12 protein-coding genes are annotated in these 15753 nt (G+C 74.0%); 4 read left to right on the forward strand and 8 right to left on the reverse strand.

What is annotated here, in order from left to right:
• The 7 genes from ACIRGB_RS07295 to ACIRGB_RS07325 form a co-directional block, all read right to left on the reverse strand.
• Positions 1-1968, reverse strand: coding sequence for a prolyl oligopeptidase family serine peptidase (locus ACIRGB_RS07295; protein ID WP_403859565.1), 1968 nt, complete (start codon positions 1966-1968; stop codon positions 1-3).
• 42 nt (positions 1969-2010) lie between these two features.
• Positions 2011-3342, reverse strand: coding sequence for a M20/M25/M40 family metallo-hydrolase (locus tag ACIRGB_RS07300; protein WP_403859568.1), 1332 nt, complete (start codon positions 3340-3342; stop codon positions 2011-2013).
• Positions 3335-4168 carry a M55 family metallopeptidase gene (locus ACIRGB_RS07305; RefSeq protein WP_403859571.1) on the reverse strand — a complete coding sequence of 278 codons (834 nt, stop codon included), beginning with the start codon at positions 4166-4168 and terminating at the stop codon, positions 3335-3337. Before ACIRGB_RS07305 ends, ACIRGB_RS07300 begins: the two co-directional genes overlap by 8 nt.
• Before the next feature lie 119 nt (positions 4169-4287).
• Complete coding sequence (locus tag ACIRGB_RS07310; RefSeq protein WP_403859574.1) at positions 4288-5010, reverse strand: class I SAM-dependent methyltransferase; 723 nt, start codon at positions 5008-5010, stop codon at positions 4288-4290.
• Positions 5011-5182: 172 nt separating this feature from the next.
• Complete coding sequence (locus tag ACIRGB_RS07315) at positions 5183-7669, reverse strand: SpoIIE family protein phosphatase (RefSeq protein ID WP_403859577.1); 2487 nt, start codon at positions 7667-7669, stop codon at positions 5183-5185.
• 146 nt (positions 7670-7815) lie between these two features.
• The gene (locus tag ACIRGB_RS07320; protein WP_403859580.1) at positions 7816-10272 is read right to left on the reverse strand and encodes an MFS transporter; all 2457 of its coding nucleotides are present in this window, start codon (positions 10270-10272) and stop codon (positions 7816-7818) included.
• Between the two features lie 150 nt (positions 10273-10422).
• On the reverse strand, positions 10423-10866 hold the full coding sequence (locus ACIRGB_RS07325) for an SRPBCC family protein (protein ID WP_403859583.1): 444 nt from the start codon (positions 10864-10866) through the stop codon (positions 10423-10425).
• 160 nt (positions 10867-11026) lie between these two features.
• Here ACIRGB_RS07325 and ACIRGB_RS07330 point away from each other — a divergent pair, with 160 nt between their 5' ends.
• The 4 genes from ACIRGB_RS07330 to ACIRGB_RS07345 all read left to right on the forward strand — a co-directional run bounded on the left by ACIRGB_RS07330 (position 11027) and on the right by ACIRGB_RS07345 (position 14804).
• Entirely contained in the window at positions 11027-12073 is a 1047-nt protein-coding gene (locus ACIRGB_RS07330; RefSeq protein ID WP_403859586.1) for an Rv2578c family radical SAM protein, read from the forward strand.
• 156 nt (positions 12074-12229) lie between these two features.
• Positions 12230-13810 (forward strand): alpha/beta hydrolase, encoded by a 1581-nt coding sequence (locus ACIRGB_RS07335; RefSeq protein WP_403859589.1) that lies wholly within the window; start codon positions 12230-12232, stop codon positions 13808-13810.
• A 59-nt stretch (positions 13811-13869) separates the two neighbouring features.
• Positions 13870-14268: a RidA family protein gene (locus ACIRGB_RS07340; RefSeq protein ID WP_403859592.1), complete on the forward strand. Its 399-nt coding sequence runs from the start codon at positions 13870-13872 to the stop codon at positions 14266-14268.
• The gene (locus ACIRGB_RS07345; RefSeq protein ID WP_403859595.1) at positions 14265-14804 is read left to right on the forward strand and encodes a GNAT family N-acetyltransferase; all 540 of its coding nucleotides are present in this window, start codon (positions 14265-14267) and stop codon (positions 14802-14804) included. Before ACIRGB_RS07340 ends, ACIRGB_RS07345 begins: the two co-directional genes overlap by 4 nt.
• Positions 14805-14837: 33 nt before the next feature.
• On the opposite strand, the gene ACIRGB_RS07350 is transcribed toward ACIRGB_RS07345, so the two are convergent.
• Positions 14838-15431 carry an adenylosuccinate lyase gene (locus tag ACIRGB_RS07350; RefSeq protein WP_403859598.1) on the reverse strand — a complete coding sequence of 198 codons (594 nt, stop codon included), beginning with the start codon at positions 15429-15431 and terminating at the stop codon, positions 14838-14840.
• Positions 15432-15753 lie beyond the last annotated feature (322 nt).

The following is a 15753-nucleotide window of genomic DNA, read 5'->3' on the forward strand; positions in this document are numbered from 1 at the left end:
TCACCGGGTCAGCTCCAGGACCGGGACACCGGGCGGGGTCAGCCCGAAGACCTGGGCGTAGAGGGAGAGCTCGGCCTCCAGGGCGCGCACCATGGTCTCCGCGCGGCGGAAGCCGTGCCCCTCGCCCTCGAAGGTGAGGTAGGCGTGCGGTACGCCCCGGCCCGCCATGCGGTCGAGGAACCGCTCGCACTGCACGGGCGGGCAGATCACGTCGTCCAGTCCCTGGAGCAGCAGGAACGGGGCGGTGACGCGCTCGGCGTGCTCGGCGGGCGACCGCTCGGCGTAGCGGCCCGGGACCTCGGCGTAGGGGCCGATCAGGCTCTCCAGGTACTGCGACTCGAAGTCGTGGGTCTCCCCGGTCCCCCAGCCGGTCAGGTCGAGGATCGGGTAGATGATCGTGCCGCAGGCGTAGACGTCGGTGGTGGCCAGCGACGCGGCGGACGTCCAGCCGCCCGCGCTGCCGCCGCGCACGGCGAGCCGCTCCCGGTCGGCGGTGCCCTCCTCGGCGAGGGCGAGGGCGACGGCCGCGCAGTCCTCGACGTCGACGACGCCCCACTGTTCGCGCAGCCGGTTGCGGTACTCCCGGCCGTGGCCGCTGGAACCCCCGTAGTTGACCTCGGCGACGCCGATGCCGCGGGAGGTGAAGTAGGCGATCTCCAGGTCGAGGACGAGCGGGGACCGGCTGGTGGGCCCGCCGTGCGCCCAGATGACGTACGGCGGCAGCTCGCCGTCCGGGGCGCGGCAGCCCGGGTGGTGCGGCGGGTAGAGGTGGGCGTGGATCTCGCGTCCGCCCGGGCCCGTGAAGGTGCGAATGCGCGGCCGCGGGTAGTAGGCCGGGTCGACGGCGTCCTCGTGCGGGGCGCCGATCACCCGGGAGCGGCCGGTGCGGGCGTCCAGCTCCACGACCTCGTAGCCGCGGTGCGGGCCGGCGCCGACGCCGGCCACCCGCTCGCCGTGCGCGGCGAGGGCGGGCGCGAACTCGGTCCAGGGGCCCGCCGCGTCGACGACGTCGCCGGTCTCGGGGTCGAGGATGCCGAGGACGGCGGCGCCCCGGCCGTGCAGGACCGCGATCAGGCCGCTGTCCAGGGGCGCGAACCAGCGCTGTCCGAGCTTCCACAGCGGCCCGCCGAACTCCTCCTCGCGGGCGCACAGCGGCTGCCCGTCGCGGTAGAGGTTCCACCAGCCGGTGCGGTCGGAGGCGTACAGCAGGGTGCCGTCCGGGGCCCAGTCCGCCTGGGCGATCGACTCCTCGGGGCCGCCGGCGACGGTCCGGGCGTCCTGGAAGGTGCCCTCGTCGCCGACGTCGGCGACGATCAGCTCGGTGCCGTCCCAGGGCATGCGCGGGTGGTCCCAGGCGAGCCAGGCCGCGCGGCGTCCGTCGGGCGAGAGGCGGGGTCCGGTGACGAAACGGTGCCGCTCGGGGGTGAGTTCGCGCACCGCGCCCCGGTCGTCGGCGGCGGAGCCGTCCAGCGGCACCGCCACCGGGACGCGGCGCACGTCGGTGGGCCCGTCGCCGGTGAACTCCTCCAGGACGCACCACACCTCGCCGCGCTCGGGCCGCGGGTCCGGCTCGATCCAGCGCAGCCCGTCGCCCACCGGGGAGAGCGGTGTCAGCGGGCGCGGCTCGCCGCCGCCGGGGGTGAAGGCGTACAGCCGCTGGTCGGCGAAGTGCACGAAGACCACCAGCGGACCGGCGTCGGTCGTGGCCGCGCCCCACGGACGGCCGCCGTACTCGATGACGCGGCTGCGGGCGTTCCACGGTGCGGGCAGCACCGGCTCCTCGGTGCCGTCGGCGTGCCGCCGCACCAGGGTGCGCCGCCCGCCCTCGGTGGGCCGGGGCGCGGTCCACCACACCTCGTCACCGACGAAGCCGACGTCGTCGGGCCGTCCGTCGTGCGCGGCGGCGAGGGCCGCGTCGACGGGCGAGGGCCACGATCCGTACGGCAGAGTCCGCACTGACTCCCCCACTTCTCCTCCAGCTGCTTGCTCGTCCGGGCGGTGCCCGGGTCTTTACGCGGTGCGCAGGAAACGGTCCAGGACCCGGACTCCGAAGTGCAGGGCCTCGACCGGGACCCGTTCGTCCACACCGTGGAAGAGGGCCTGGTAGTCGAAGCCCTCGGGCAGCTTCAGCGGCGCGAAGCCGTACCCGGTGATGCCGAGCCGCGAGAACTGCTTGGCGTCCGTGCCCCCGGACATGCAGTACGGCACGACGTGCCCCTCGGGCGCGAACTCCTGCACCGCCGCGCGCATCCGGGCGTACGTCGGCGCGTCCACCGGCGCCTGGAGGGCCACCTCGCGGTGGGCGAACTCCCAGTCCACGTCCGGGCCGGTGAGCCGGTCGAGGGTGCTGCGGAACTCGTCCTCGGCGCCGGGCAGGAACCGCCCGTCGACGTGGGCGACGGCCTCTCCCGGGATGACGTTGACCTTGTACCCGGCGTCCAGCATGGTCGGGTTGCTGCTGTTGCGGACGGTGGCCTCGACCAGTTTCCCGGCCTCGCCGAGCTTGTCCAGCAGGGCGTCGACATCGCTCAGGTCGGTGTCGACGCCGTAGACGGCGGCGATCTCGGTCAGGGCCGCGCGCACGGTCGGGGTCAGGCGCAGCGGCCACTCGTGGTCGCCGATGCGGGTGATCGCGGCGGCGAGCCGGGTGACCGCGTTCTCCCGGTTCACCTTCGAGCCGTGCCCGGCCCGGCCGCGCGCGGTGAGCTTGAGCCAGCCCGTGCCGCGTTCACCGGCGGCGATGGGGTAGAACTGCCGCCCGGCGCCGTCGTGGAAGGTGAACGCACCGGACTCGCTGACGCCCTCGGTGCAGCCCTCGAACAGGGCGGCGTGCCGGTCGGCGAGGAAGCCGGAGCCGTCCTCGGCGCTGGCCTCCTCGTCCGCGGTGAACGCGATCACCACGTCCCGCCGGGGCCGCACCCCCTGCCGGGCCCAGTCGCGGACGACCGCGAGGATCATCGCGTCCATGTTCTTCATGTCGACGGCGCCGCGTCCCCAGACGACGCCGTCGCGGATCTCCCCGGAGAACGGGTGCACGCTCCAGTCGGCGGCCTCGGCGGGCACGACGTCCAGGTGGCCGTGGACCAGCAGCGCGTCGGCCGACGGGTCGGTGCCCTCGATGCGGGCCACGACGTTGGTGCGGCCCTCGGTCCGCTCCAGCAGCGTGGGCTCGATCCCGGCCTCGGCGAGCCGCGCGGCGGCGTACTCGGCGGCGGGCCGCTCCCGGCAGTCGCCGCCGCCCCGGTTGGTGGTGTCGATCCGGATCAGCTCGGAGGTGAACCGGACGACCTCGTCCAGCGCCTGCTCGCCGGTGTCCGGTCCGGTCCCCGTGTGCTCAGCCATACTGCTCCTCCACCGCCGCCGAGACGATCGTGGTGACCGCCTTGAACGTCCGGATCGCCTCGAACATCGTGTCGTGGGTGTACGCCACCTTCCGCTCGCCGACCTGCGCCACCCCGGGCACCACGGTCGCGGCCGCCGCCAGGTGCTCGGCGTCGAACTCCAGGGCGAGGGTGAAAGGACCGCCGCCGACCGGCTCGTGCCGCACCGCGAGCGCGGTGGCCTCCTTGGCGGCGGCCCGGATGTCGGCGGCGGTCCTGGCCGGCGTGCGGCACACGGCCGCGTACCGCGACACATGGTCCTTGACCGCGACCTTGCGCGCCTCGGGTGCGTACCCGAGCGCGTCCTCGCACGCCACGTCGTCCCCGGTGACCAGCACCACGGGCACCCCGTACTCGGCGACCACGTGTGCGTTGAGCAGACCCTCACTGGCCCGTACGTCGTTCAGCCAGACGCCGGTGAGCTGGTTGGCGAGGTAGGTGTGCGCGAGGACGCCCTCCATGCCGGCGCCCGCGTGGTACCCGATGAACGCGATGCCGTCCACGTCCCCGTGCTGGACGCCCTCCACCATGGACAGCGCCTTGTGCCGCCCGGTGAGCATCTCGGTGCGCTCGTCGAGCCGCTCCAGGAGGAGGTTGCGCATGGACCAGTGCGCCTCGTTGACCAGCACCTGGTCGGCTCCGCCGTCGAAGAAGCCCAGCACGGCCGCGTTCACGTCCGAGGTGAACATCGACCGGCACCGCTCCCACTGCGGTGTCCCCGGCAGCACGTCGGCCGGCCAGGTGACACCGGTGGCGCCTTCCATGTCGGCACTGATGAGGATCTTCATGGCCCGAACCGTACGCGCTGCCCGGCCCCCTGTGCCAGGGCTGTGGACAACCACCGGTGGTCTGGACCACTAAAGGTCCCCGTACGGCCTATGATCAGCGCTTTCTCGGGGAGGCGGGCCTAGGCGACGCCGGCCACCACCCACGTCGAGGGCAGCTCTATGCGCGTGCCGTCCGGCGTGTACTCCGTGGTGAACAGGGGGAGTTCGCCACTCGCCAGGACGGTCAGTCCGGCCGCGCGGAGGTACTCGGGCACCGCCTCGTCGGGGACGGCCCCGGGGGTCAGGCCGTGGCGGAGGACGGGGGCGAGTTTGGCGGGCGGCCCGGCGGGTTCCTGGGCCAGGCCCGCCAGGACGGTCTTGGCCGCCTGCGAGGGCTCGACCAGGAAGGCGCGGCCGTGTTCGCCCAGGAGCACGGCGAGGGCGTCGGCCAGGGGCTGCCGGTCGTCGGGCTCGCACTGGTGCAGGACGCCCCGGACGTAGACGTTGGCATCACCCAGTTCCGCGTGCAGCGTCTCCGCCTCGGCCTTGTCGGCGGCGTCCAGTTGCCGGTACGCGGCCAGTCCGCCCGGGTCGGCGTGGCGGGCGTGGGCGAGGGCGGCGGTGGAGAGGTCGGCGCCGACCACGTGCGGGAAGCGTTCGGCGAAGTAGCGGGTCTGGGTGCCGTTGCCGCAGCCCAGGTCGATCAGCGGCAGGGCGGGGTCGGTCAGGTGCGGTTCGAAGTGGGCCAGGTGGCGACCTGCGGTCAGCGTCGGCTCCGCGTCCCAGAACACCGCCCCCCGGTCCCCGGATGCCTCGTTCCAGAAGCCCTCCCAGGCGTCCCGGTACCGACTCGTCACGCTCATGCCCGTCTCCCCAGGTGCGACGACGTACGGCCCGCCGACGACGACGGGTCCGTACGGTGTACCGCGCCCGGCGCACACCCACAAGCGCCCGGCGCATACCTTCACCGGCCGTTCGCGCCGGGCGGATTCGGTCCCCGGCGCTGCCGGGCCGTACCACCCCGATCTGCCCGGCTCAGCGATGCCGGGCGGGCAGCGACAGTTCGCACCACACCGTCTTGCCCGCCTCGGTGCGGCTGGCGCCCCAGGCGCGGGCGAGGGTGCTGACCACGCGCAGGCCGCGCCCGGTCTCGTCCTCGGGACCCGCGCTCTTCAGCGCCGGCAGGTCGTGGTCGTCGTCGTCCACCTCGCACAGCAGCGTGTCGGCGCGCACCAGGCGCAGCTCGACGGGGCGGGCGTGGGAGTGCCGTACGGCGTTGGTGACCAGTTCACTGACCATCAGCTCCGCCGGGTCCGCGAGCTTCGGCAGCCCCCAGTCGTGGAGTTGCTCGCGGACCGCCGCGCGGGCGCGGCCCACCTCGGCCGGGTCGCGGGCGAGGCTCCATTCGGCGACGGCGTCGGGCTCGATGCCGGTCAGCCGGGCCATCAGCAGGGCGACGTCGTCCTTGCGGCCGCCGCGGGTGCCCAGGGCGCGGATGATGGTGTCGCAGGCGTCGTCCATGGACGCGGCCGGGTGGGCGGCGGACTCGCACAGGGTGGCGAGGCCGACGCCGATGTCCTCGCCGCGCACCTCCACCAGGCCGTCGGTGCACATCACCAGCCGGTCGCCGGGCGCCACCGGCACGCGCACCGACTCGAAGGGCACCCCGCCGACGCCGATCGGCGCCCCCGTCGGCAGGTCGATCAGCTCGCTGGCGCCGTCCGCGGCACGGACCAGGACGGGCGGGATGTGACCGGCGTTGGCCAGGTGCAGTTCACCGGCGACCGGGTCGTACACGGCGTACAGGCAGGTCGCGAGGTGGGTGTCGCCGAGCCGCTGGGCGAGGTCGTCGAGGTTGCGCAGGAGCCGCGCGGGCGGCAGGCCGAGGCCGGCCATGGTCTGGACGGCGGTGCGCAACTGGCCCATCATCGCGGCCGAGTTGAGACCGTGGCCCATGACGTCGCCGACGACGAGGGCGGTGCGGGCGCCCGGCAGCCTGACCGAGTCGAACCAGTCGCCGCCGACCCGGCCGAGCAGCGTGCCCGGCAGATAGCGGGTGGCGATGTCGCAGCCGGCCAGGCGCGCGGGGATGTGCGGGAGCATGCTGTCCTGGAGCGTCTCGGCGACGTTCTCCTGGTGGGTGTACATGCGCGCGTTGTCGAGGACGAGGCCCGCGCGGGCGGCGAGTTCGGCGCCGGTGACGCGGTCCATGTCGTTGAAGACGCGCCGCTCCGGGTGGCGGAGCAGGATCATGAAGCCCAGGACGACCGTGCGTGCCTTGAGCGGCACCAGCAGCATCGAGCGGCCCGTGATGAGCGGCCGGATGTCCCGCTTCTCGAACTGGGAGGCGATGGCGTGGCCCATCTCCTCGGTGATGCGGGGCACCAGCACCGGCTCGCCGCTGGTCATGCACTGGAAGAAGGGGGTGTGCGCCGGGAAGGGCATGGCCTCGCCGACGGGTACCACGTCGTCCCAGCGGCCGGGTTCGTCGGTGTGCTCCAGGGCGACCCGGTGCCACATGGTGGTGGTGTCCGGCACGCCGTCGGGGAAGCCCTCGCCGGCGACGACCTGTTCGCGCAGGTAGGTGCCGGCGACGTCGGTGAAGCGGGGGACGACCGCCCGGCTGACCTCGACGATGGTCTGCGCCAGGTCGAGGGAGGTGCCGATCGCGCCGCTGACCTCGTTGAGGAACTCCAGGCGTTCGCGGACCGCCGCGTACTCCAAGTCCTCGGCCTCGTCCCGCAGTTCCTCCGGCACCGGCTCACCGGCCGCCAGGGCCCGCGCGGCCCGCTCGCGCCGCGCCCGGCGCTCGGCCCGCCGGGGCACGCCCCAGTCCGGGGTGACGGGCACCCGGTCATGTCGGCTGAACTCCAGGACGGGGTAGCCCAGTTCGAGGACCTGGGCGGCGATGCGGGCGCTCTCGCCGACGCTCATGCTGGGCAGGATCTCGGGGAGGCGGCGGGCGAGTTCGTCGGCGCCGGGGAAGTCGGTGTGCGGGGCGAATCCGGGGGTGATCCGCTCGACGGCTCCCGCCCCGGCGCTGTCGTCGGCGTAGTCCCGCCGCAGCCCGTCCGCGTCGGCGGCCAGCACCAGCAGCCGCTCCGGTCCGGGCCCCACCAGGGGGTACGCCCACCAGAGCACGTCGACGCGGGCGTCGGCCGGCAGGGTGAGCCGGGCGCGGCCGGCCGACGGGTAGGAGAGCCGCCCGTCGAGGGAGGACTCCAGGCCGGGCCCGAGGCCGTCGTGGGCCGGGTACCAGTCGTGGGCCGGGCCGTCGTCCCCCGTCCCGTGCCCGGGGAGCGCGCCCGAGACGGGGAGCAGGTCGGGGGCGGGCCGCCCGATCGCCTCTTCCTTGGGCAGGGCGAACAACCGCCGTGCGCCACGGCTCCAGTGGGAGACCAGCCCCTCGCGGTCCACCACGACGACGGCCAGCGGGACGCGGCCCGCGACGGGGTCGGCCGGCACGGTGCCGGGTCCGGCACGGTGGCCGGGAGGTGCGTCCCGCTCGGTGCCATGGTCCATGGCGTCAGGCCCTCTCTGCCCACGGCTCCGCAAGATCTGTGTCGCCGTCACCACCGTACGGTGGTGGCCGGTGACCATGTGCGGCAACGGGGGAATTGGTGGCGGGCGAACGCACCGGCGCGCGCCCGCGCGCCGGTGGGCCGGTCTCAGTCCTCGTGACCGAGTTGCAGATCGCGCTCCGTCCGGCCGCCGCCGGCCACCTGGAGCACGGTCGCGACCGGCGGGTATCCGGCCGCGATGACGGTGTACTCGCCGGACGAGAGGTCCACGAACCGGAACGTGCCGTCGGGGCCGGTGGTCAGGGTGTCCACCACGTTGCCCGCCGCGTCGAGGAGCGTCACGCGCGCGTCCTCCACGGCTCGTCCGCCACTGGCCCGCACGGTGCCGCGCAGCACGGCGCCGCCGGCCAGCTCGACGTCCTGCCGGGTCTCCCGGGCGGCCTGGACGCTGACCGGCAGTGCGGCCGGGCGGAAGGCGGGGGCGCTGGCGGCGAGGGTGTACTCGCCCGCCACCAGCTCCGTGATGACGTAGCCGCCCTCGCGGCCGCTGCGGGTGGTGGCGACGACCTCGCCGTGGACGTTGGTGAGGGTGACGGTCGCGTCGCGTACGGGGCTGCCGTCGGCGGTCACGACGCTGCCGGCCAGGCGCCCGGCGCCGCCGAGGACCACGTCGAGTTCCACCGGGCGTTCGCCGACCGTCACCGAGACCGCCTGCGGCTGGTGGCCGCCGGCCGCGGCGATCAGGACGTAGGCCCCGGACCCGGGGGTGGCCAGGGCGTAGCGTCCGTCGTCGCCGCTGGCGCCCCGGCCGATCTGCTGCCCGCCGACGTCGATGAGGGTGAGTGCCGCGCGGGGCACGACGGTGCCGTCGGGGTGCTGCACCGTGCCGCAGACGGGGATGCCGCCGGCGTAGGACGACCGGGCGGGCGGCACCTGGGCGGCGGGCTGCGCCTGCTGGGCGTACTGCGGCTGCGGTGCGGTCTCCGGGTCGGTGACGGGGGCGTTGTGGGACACCAGTGGTTTCTCCTTGAGGAAGAGGGCGATGAGGAGCCCGAGGACGAGCACCGGCACCAGGTAGAGGAAGATCCGCGGCATGGCGTCGGCGTACGCCCCGATGTAGGCGTCGCGCAGCGCCGGGGGCAGGGAGTGGACGAGCTGGGGGGTGATGGCCTCGGCGTCCGGGAGCCCGGCTCCCGCTTCGGCGGGGACCCGGTCGGCCAGGGCGTCGGTGAGTCGGCCCGCGAAGAGGGTGCCGAAGACGGCCGCGCCGACGCTGCCGCCGATCTGCCGGAAGTAGTTGTTGGCGCTGGTGGCGGTGCCCAGGTCGGTGGGGCGCACCGAGTTCTGCACGGCGAGGACCAGGACCGGCATCACCATGCCGATGCCGGCGCCGAGGACGGCCATCCAGATGCTGTAGTGCAGCCGGGACGTGTCGGCGTCGAGGCGGGAGAGCAGCCACATGCCGAGGACGGACAGCGCGCTGCCGAGGATCGGGTGGGTCCGGTAGTGACCGGTGCGGCTGATGAGCTGTCCGGAGATGATCGAGGCGCCCACGATGCCGCCCATCATCGGCAGCATCAGCAGGCCGGACTCGGTGGCGCTGGCGCCGTCGACCATCTGGAGGAAGGTCGGCAGGTAGCTGGCGGCGCCGAACAGGGCGACGCCGACGACGAGCCCGACCAGGGCGGTGATGTTGAAGATGGAGTCCCGGAACAGGCGCAGCGGGATCAGCGGTTCGGGCGCGAAGTGCTCCGCGACCAGGAAGAGCAGGGTGGCCCCGGCCGCTCCGGCGCCGAGGCCGAGGATGACCTTCGAGCCCCACTCGTACTCGGTGCCGCCCCAGCTGGTGAGCAGCACCAGGCAGGTGGAGGCGGCGGCGAGCAGCAGGGCGCCGAGGATGTCCAGGCGGGGCTTGACCCGCGGCCTGGGCAGCTTGAGGACGACCGCGACGACGGCCATGGTGACCAGGCCGAACGGCACGTTGATGTAGAAGCACCAGCGCCAGGAGAGGTGGTCGGTGAAGTAGCCGCCGAGCAGCGGTCCTGCGACCGAGGCGAGGCCGAAGGCGGCGCCGATCAGGCCCATGTACCGGGCGCGTTCGCGGGGCGGCACGATGTCCGCGATGATCGCCTGCACGCCGATCATCAGGCCGCCCGCGCCGACGCCCTGCACCGCGCGGAAGGCGATCAGCTGGTCCATGGTCTGCGCGCGGCCGGCGAGCGCGGAGCCGACGACGAAGACCAGGATGGCGAACTGGAAGACGCCCTTGCGGCCGAAGAGGTCGCCGAGCTTGCCGTAGATCGGCAGGCCGACGGTGGAGGTGAGCAGGTAGGCGGTGATCGCCCAGGACATCTTGTCCAGACCGTGCAGCTCACCGACGATCTTCGGCAGCGCCGTGGCGACGATCATCTGCTCCAGGGCGGCGAGCAGCAGCGCCAGCATCAGCCCGACGAAGACCAGCCGCACCCGGCGCGGGCTCAGCCCGGCGTCCTGCTTCCCGTCCGGCCCGGGAGCGGGAGGCTCCGGGGGTGCCTGGGCCTCGGCGGCCGGTTCGTCCTGCGCGGGACTGCCTACCGCGTCCTGCACCAGAGTGATCCCGCCCACGTACCGCTCCCCTCGTCACACCTGCTCACATTTGCCGCCTGAGGCGACAACTGCGAACAAGTGCGACGAGTTACGGACGCGCGACGGGTTCGCGCGGAGATCACTCGAACCGGTGAGGCGGCCAACGGCCGCCCCGTACCTGCCTTTTGGCTACTTCTCGACCTCGGCGGCGAGCCTGGCGAGCAGGGCGTCGTAGATCCGGCCGAGCCCCTTGGGCGCGAAGGTCTTCTCGAAGAAGCCGCCGACACCGCCGGCCCCCTGCCAGGTGGTGACCACGACGACCCGGGACCTGCCCTCGCCCGCCGGGGTGACGCGCCAAGTGGTGACCATGGAGGAGTTGCGGTCCTTCTCGACCAGCTCGCCGTCGGCCGGCTCGGTGACCTCCAGCAGGCAGTCACGGACGCGCTTGCTGGTGGCCTGGAGCTTCCAGTGCACGAGGGTGCCCTCGCCGTCGCCGCCCTCCCGGACCTCGTACTCACTGAAGTGCTCGGGCAGCAGCTTCTCGCGGGTGCCGCTGTAGTCGGCGAGGGTGTCGAACACCGTCTCCGCGTCCGCTGCGACGATCCGCTCCGTCGTCGCCTCGACCTGCGCCATCGGGTTCCTCCAGGGCCTGGTTCTCGGGTTCGGGGCAAGCCAACCACCCCGCCGCCCGGCCACCAAATCGGGGGGCGCGAAGCGGCCCCGCACGACTCGTCCGCACGATCAAGGGAACAAGTGTTCTATTGTGTCGAACAGTGCTACCGAGGAGGCCGCAATGCGCTGGGAGAACCTCACGGACTCCGACCACGCCCGGGCGGCGGACACCGCGCTGTTCGGCGCGGACGCCGTCGTCACGCGCACGTTCGACACGCCCGAGTTCCGCGGCATCACCTTCCACGAGGTGCGGGCCCGCTCGATCCTGAACCGGGTGCCGGGGGCCTCGCGGATGCCGTTCGAGTGGACGGTGAACCCCTACCGGGGCTGCACGCACGCGTGCGTGTACTGCTTCGCGCGCAAGACGCACAGCTATCTGGACCTCGACACGGGGCTCGGCTTCGACTCCCAGATCGTGGTCAAGGTGAACGCGCCCGAGCTGCTCCGCCGCCAGCTGGCCTCCCGCCGCTGGCAGGGCGAGCACGTGGCGATGGGCACCAACGTCGACTGCTACCAGCGCGCGGAGGGCCGCTACCGGCTGATGCCGGGCATCATCGCGGCGCTCACCGAGCGGGCGAACCCCTTCTCGATCCTCACCAAGGGCACGCTGATCCTGCGCGACCTGGACCTGCTGACCCGGGCGGCCCGGGTGACGGACGTGGGCATCTCGGTCTCGGTCGGCTTCACCGACCAGGACCTGTGGCGCACCGTGGAGCCGGGCACCCCGGCCCCGGAACGCAGGCTGGAAGTCGTACGGACCCTCGGCGAGCGCGGCATCGGCTGCGGGGTGCTGATGGCTCCGGTGATCCCCTTCCTCGGCGACGAGCCGGCCCAGTTGAGGGCCACGGTGCGGGCCGTCGCCGCCGCGGGCGCCACCTCGGTGACGCCTCTGGTGCTGCATCTGCGGCCGGGCGCCCGCGAGTGGTTCATGGCCTGGCTCGGACAGCACCACCCGCACCTGGTCCGCCGCTACGAGCGGCTCTACGCGGACGGCGCCTACGCCCCGAAGTGGTACCAGCGCCGGATCACCCGCCAGGTGCACGACCTGGCCCGCGAGTACGGCATCGGTCCCGCGCGCGCGGGAATGCCCCGCCGGACCGCGGAGCCTCGGCCCGCGCGGCCGGCCGGACCCGCGGCCACCGAGCCGGTGCAGCTGTCGCTCCTGTGAGGGCCGAGTAGGCGCATTGGAGGGCATCTTCCGACCCGATCGGGTCACGTAGGGACCGCTCTCGTTCTTCCGGAGGCGCTCGCCGGGACCATCCGGCGAGGACCGCGATCCGCGCGGACCGCAGCCGCTCCGTCCTGGGAGTCCTGGGAGAACGTCATGAGACAACGCGCAGCCGTGCTGTGCGGCGCCGCCGTCATCGCCGCCGGGACCGTCACCGCCCTCCCCGCCGAGGCGAGCGCGCCGCGGCCCCCGTCCACCGCGCCCGCCGCCGGACCGCGCTGGGAGAAGTGCGCCACGGAGGACTACCCGACGCTCCAGTGCGCGTCCCTGAAGGTGCCGCTCGACCACGCGCGTCCGCGCGGGAGGCAGATCACGCTGGCGCTGTCCCGCGTCCCGCACACCGCCGGGACGTACCAGGGCCCCCTGCTGGTGAACCCCGGCGGCCCCGGCGGCAGCGGGCTGACGCTGGCCGGGTTCGTGGCGTCGTCGCTGCCCGCGAAGGTGGCCGCCCAGTACGACGTCATCGGCTTCGACCCGCGCGGTGTGGGCAGAAGCAGCCCCGCGCTGGACTGCCGGCCGGGCCACTTCGCCCCGGTGCGGCCCGACTCGGTGCCGGGCACGCCGGACGTCGAGCGGGCCAACCTGGCGCGCGCCGAGTCCTTCGCCGACGCCTGCGGCGACAAGTACGCGGACGTGCTGCCGCACATCGACACGGTCAGCGCCGCGCAGGACGTGGACGCGATCCGCGCGGCGCTGGGCGCCGAGAAGCTCAGCTACTTCGGCTACTCGTACGGCACCTATCTGGGCGCCGTCTACGCCAAGCTCTACCCGCACCGGGTGCGGCGGCTGGTCCTGGACTCCGTCGTCGGGCCGGACGACGTCTGGTACGAGGCCAACCTCCACCAGGACCTCGCCTTCAACGACCGCCACCGGGCGTTCCTGGCCTGGATCGCCGGGCACGACGCGGCCTACGGTCTGGGCACCGACCCCGAGCGGGTCGAGGCCGCCTGGTACGCCATGCGGGCGGCGCTGGCGAAACGGCCCGCGGGAGGGAAGGTGGGCGCCTCCGAGCTGGAGGACACCTACCTGCCCGGCGGGTACTACAACGGCTACTGGCCCCACCTGGCCGAGGCGTTCGCCGCGTACGCGAACGACGAGGACACCGGCCCGCTGGTCGAGGCGTACGAGAACTTCGGGGCCCCGGACGCCTCCGGCGACAACGGCTACAGCGTCTACACCGCGGTGCAGTGCCGTGACGCCGGCTGGCCGCGGGACTGGGACGAGTGGCGCGACGACAGCTGGGACCTGTACGAGAAGGCGCCCTTCATGGTGTGGAACAACGCCTGGTACAACGCGCCGTGCGCGTTCTGGCCCACGCCGTCCCGGCAGCCGGTGGACGTCGCCAACGGGGCACTGCCCCCGGTCCTGCTGTTCCAGGCGACCGGCGACGCGGCCACGCCGTACGAGGGCGGCGTCGCCGCACACCGGCTGCTGCGCGGCTCCGCCCTCGTCGTGGAGGAGGGCGGCGGGAACCACGGCATCACGCTGAGCGGGAACGACTGCCTGGACGAGCACCTGGCCGCCTATCTGACCGACGGCACCGTGCCGCACGGCGACGGGGGCGAGGCGGACGCGGTGTGCCCGGCGCTGCCGGACCCGAAGCCGCTGGAGTCCAAGGCGGCTTCGACGTCCTCGCGGGGTTCGACCCTGCACGGGCTGCTCGGCTTCCGCGGCTAGCCGTCCCCCTCGCCGCACCCGTCGGGGGCGTTGTCAGTGCCGTGGTCCACGATGGACGCATGAGTGAGCTGACCAGGATCTCCGCCCCCGAGGGCGTCGCGCCCGCCGCGCAGTACACCCATGTCGTCCTCGGCACCGGGCGGTTCGTGGCCGTCTCGGGGCAGCTCGCGCTGGACGAGGACGGCGGGGTGGTCGGCGCGGGCGACCCCGCGGCCCAGGCCCGCCAGGTCTTCGAGAATCTCCGCCGGTGCCTGGCCTCGGCCGGTGCGACCTTCGACGACGTGGTGAAGCTGACCTTCTTCGTCACGGACATGGCCCATATGGGCGCGATCCGCGCGGCCCGCGCCGAGCACATACCCGACGACCGGCTGCCGGCCGCCTCGGCGGTGCAGGTGGGCGCGCTGGTCCGGCCGGAGTTCCTCATGGAGATCGAGGCGTTCGCGGTCGTGGCGCCGTGAGCGGCCCGCGGGCGAGCGTGCGGGTGCGGGAGATGGTCCTCGCGGACTGCGACCGCGTGTCCCTGATCCGGGTCCGGGGCTGGCAGCACGCCTACCGGGGCCTGATGCCGCAGCCGCACCTCGACGCGATGGACCCCGCCGCCGACGCGGAGCGGCGTCGCGACCTGTTCGCCCGCGCGCCGGAGGGCCTGCTGAACCTGGTCGCCGAGGACGCGGACGGCGAGGTCGTCGGCTGGGCCTGCCACGGTCCCTACCGGGACGGCGAGGTGCGCACCGCGGACGCCGAGCTGTACGCCCTCTACGTCGACACCGGACGGTTCGGCGCGGGCATCGGGCAGGCCCTGGCCGGGGAGTCGGTGCGCCGGTGCCGGGCCGCCGGGCACGCCCGGATGCTGCTGTGGGTGCTCAAGGGCAACACCCGCGCCCGGCGCTTCTACGAGCGGGCGGGCTTCCGGCCCGACGGCGCCGAGGAGCCCTTCGAGGTGGACGGCGTCGCGGTGCCCGAGGTGCGCTACGCCCGGCCGCTGACCGGCTGACGGGCCGTCACCGCTCGTCCCCCGGCCCGCCTCTCACCGCTGCCCCGGGATGCGGGCCAGCGCCCGCACCGCCGCCTCGGCCAGCGCCGGGTGGGCGAGGGCGTCGTTCAGGACGGGTCCGGCGCGTTCGTCGCCGAGGGCGCCGAGGCCCTCGACGCAGGCGAGCGCGACGCGCCGGTACGGATCGTGCGGGCGCAGCCGCCGCTCCAGCGTGGTGATCAGCGCGGGCACCGACTCGGGGGCCCGCAGCTCGACCAGCAGCCGCACCGGGTGCAGGGCGTAGGCGACCCGCAGTTCGTTGGTGGCGAGGGCGGCGGCCGCGCGGGCGGTGCGCGGGTCGCCGAGGCGGGCCAGGGCGTGGGCGGCCGAGGCGCAGCGCGGCGGGTCGCGGTGGTTCAGCAGGAGCACGAGCGATTCGAAGGCCCGCCGGTCCCCCGCCACACCCAGCCGGAAGGCCGCCAGTTCCCGGGCCCACAGCGGGTGTCCGGGCTCGGTGAGCACGGCGGCCAGCTCGTCGTGGTCCCCGGTCGCCACGAGCCGGTCGTACACCGCCCGCGCCCCGGGGGCACCCGACGCCGCCGCCTCGGCCCGTAAGCGCTCCGTGAGCGCTCGCAACGCTTCGTCCATGACACCGAGGTTAGGCGCGTCACACCGGGCGTGGGACCTACATCACGAACACCGGGGGCTGGCGCGCTCGTTACCCGCGGGTTAACCTCAGACGAGCGGGTTACCCACCCGCGGCAACTCCTCACGGTGGTCTGGTGACGCAACCACCGGGAGGGCAGTCGGTCCGGTACCTCGGGTACCGCATCAGGACTCGGCCCCGGGACAGGGCCGGTCACAGGCCGCCGGACGGGCGCGTGCGCCCTCCGCGACGGCACCGGGCGTGTGCGCCGTTCGAGCCCGGCAACACCCGCACTCCTTCCTTCCTCATGTCACGCACCCGGTG

The sequence above is a fragment of the Streptomyces sp. NPDC102490 genome, assembly GCF_044765285.1.
GTDB lineage: Bacteria > Actinomycetota > Actinomycetes > Streptomycetales > Streptomycetaceae > Streptomyces.

Excerpts from the sequence above, each read along its gene's own strand:
- ACIRGB_RS07325 (WP_403859583.1), bottom strand. The coding sequence starts at position 10,866 with ATGGCGCAGGTCGAGGCGACGACGGAGCGGATCGTCGCAGCGGACGCG.
- ACIRGB_RS07335 (WP_403859589.1), top strand. The coding sequence starts at position 12,230 with ATGAGACAACGCGCAGCCGTGCTGTGCGGCGCCGCCGTCATCGCCGCC.
- ACIRGB_RS07350 (WP_403859598.1), bottom strand. The coding sequence starts at position 15,431 with ATGGACGAAGCGTTGCGAGCGCTCACGGAGCGCTTACGGGCCGAGGCG.
- ACIRGB_RS07310 (WP_403859574.1), bottom strand. The coding sequence starts at position 5,010 with ATGAGCGTGACGAGTCGGTACCGGGACGCCTGGGAGGGCTTCTGGAAC.
- ACIRGB_RS07315 (WP_403859577.1), bottom strand. The coding sequence starts at position 7,669 with ATGGACCATGGCACCGAGCGGGACGCACCTCCCGGCCACCGTGCCGGA.
- ACIRGB_RS07300 (WP_403859568.1), bottom strand. The coding sequence starts at position 3,342 with ATGGCTGAGCACACGGGGACCGGACCGGACACCGGCGAGCAGGCGCTG.
- ACIRGB_RS07330 (WP_403859586.1), top strand. The coding sequence starts at position 11,027 with ATGCGCTGGGAGAACCTCACGGACTCCGACCACGCCCGGGCGGCGGAC.
- ACIRGB_RS07340 (WP_403859592.1), top strand. The coding sequence starts at position 13,870 with ATGAGTGAGCTGACCAGGATCTCCGCCCCCGAGGGCGTCGCGCCCGCC.
- ACIRGB_RS07305 (WP_403859571.1), bottom strand. The coding sequence starts at position 4,168 with ATGAAGATCCTCATCAGTGCCGACATGGAAGGCGCCACCGGTGTCACC.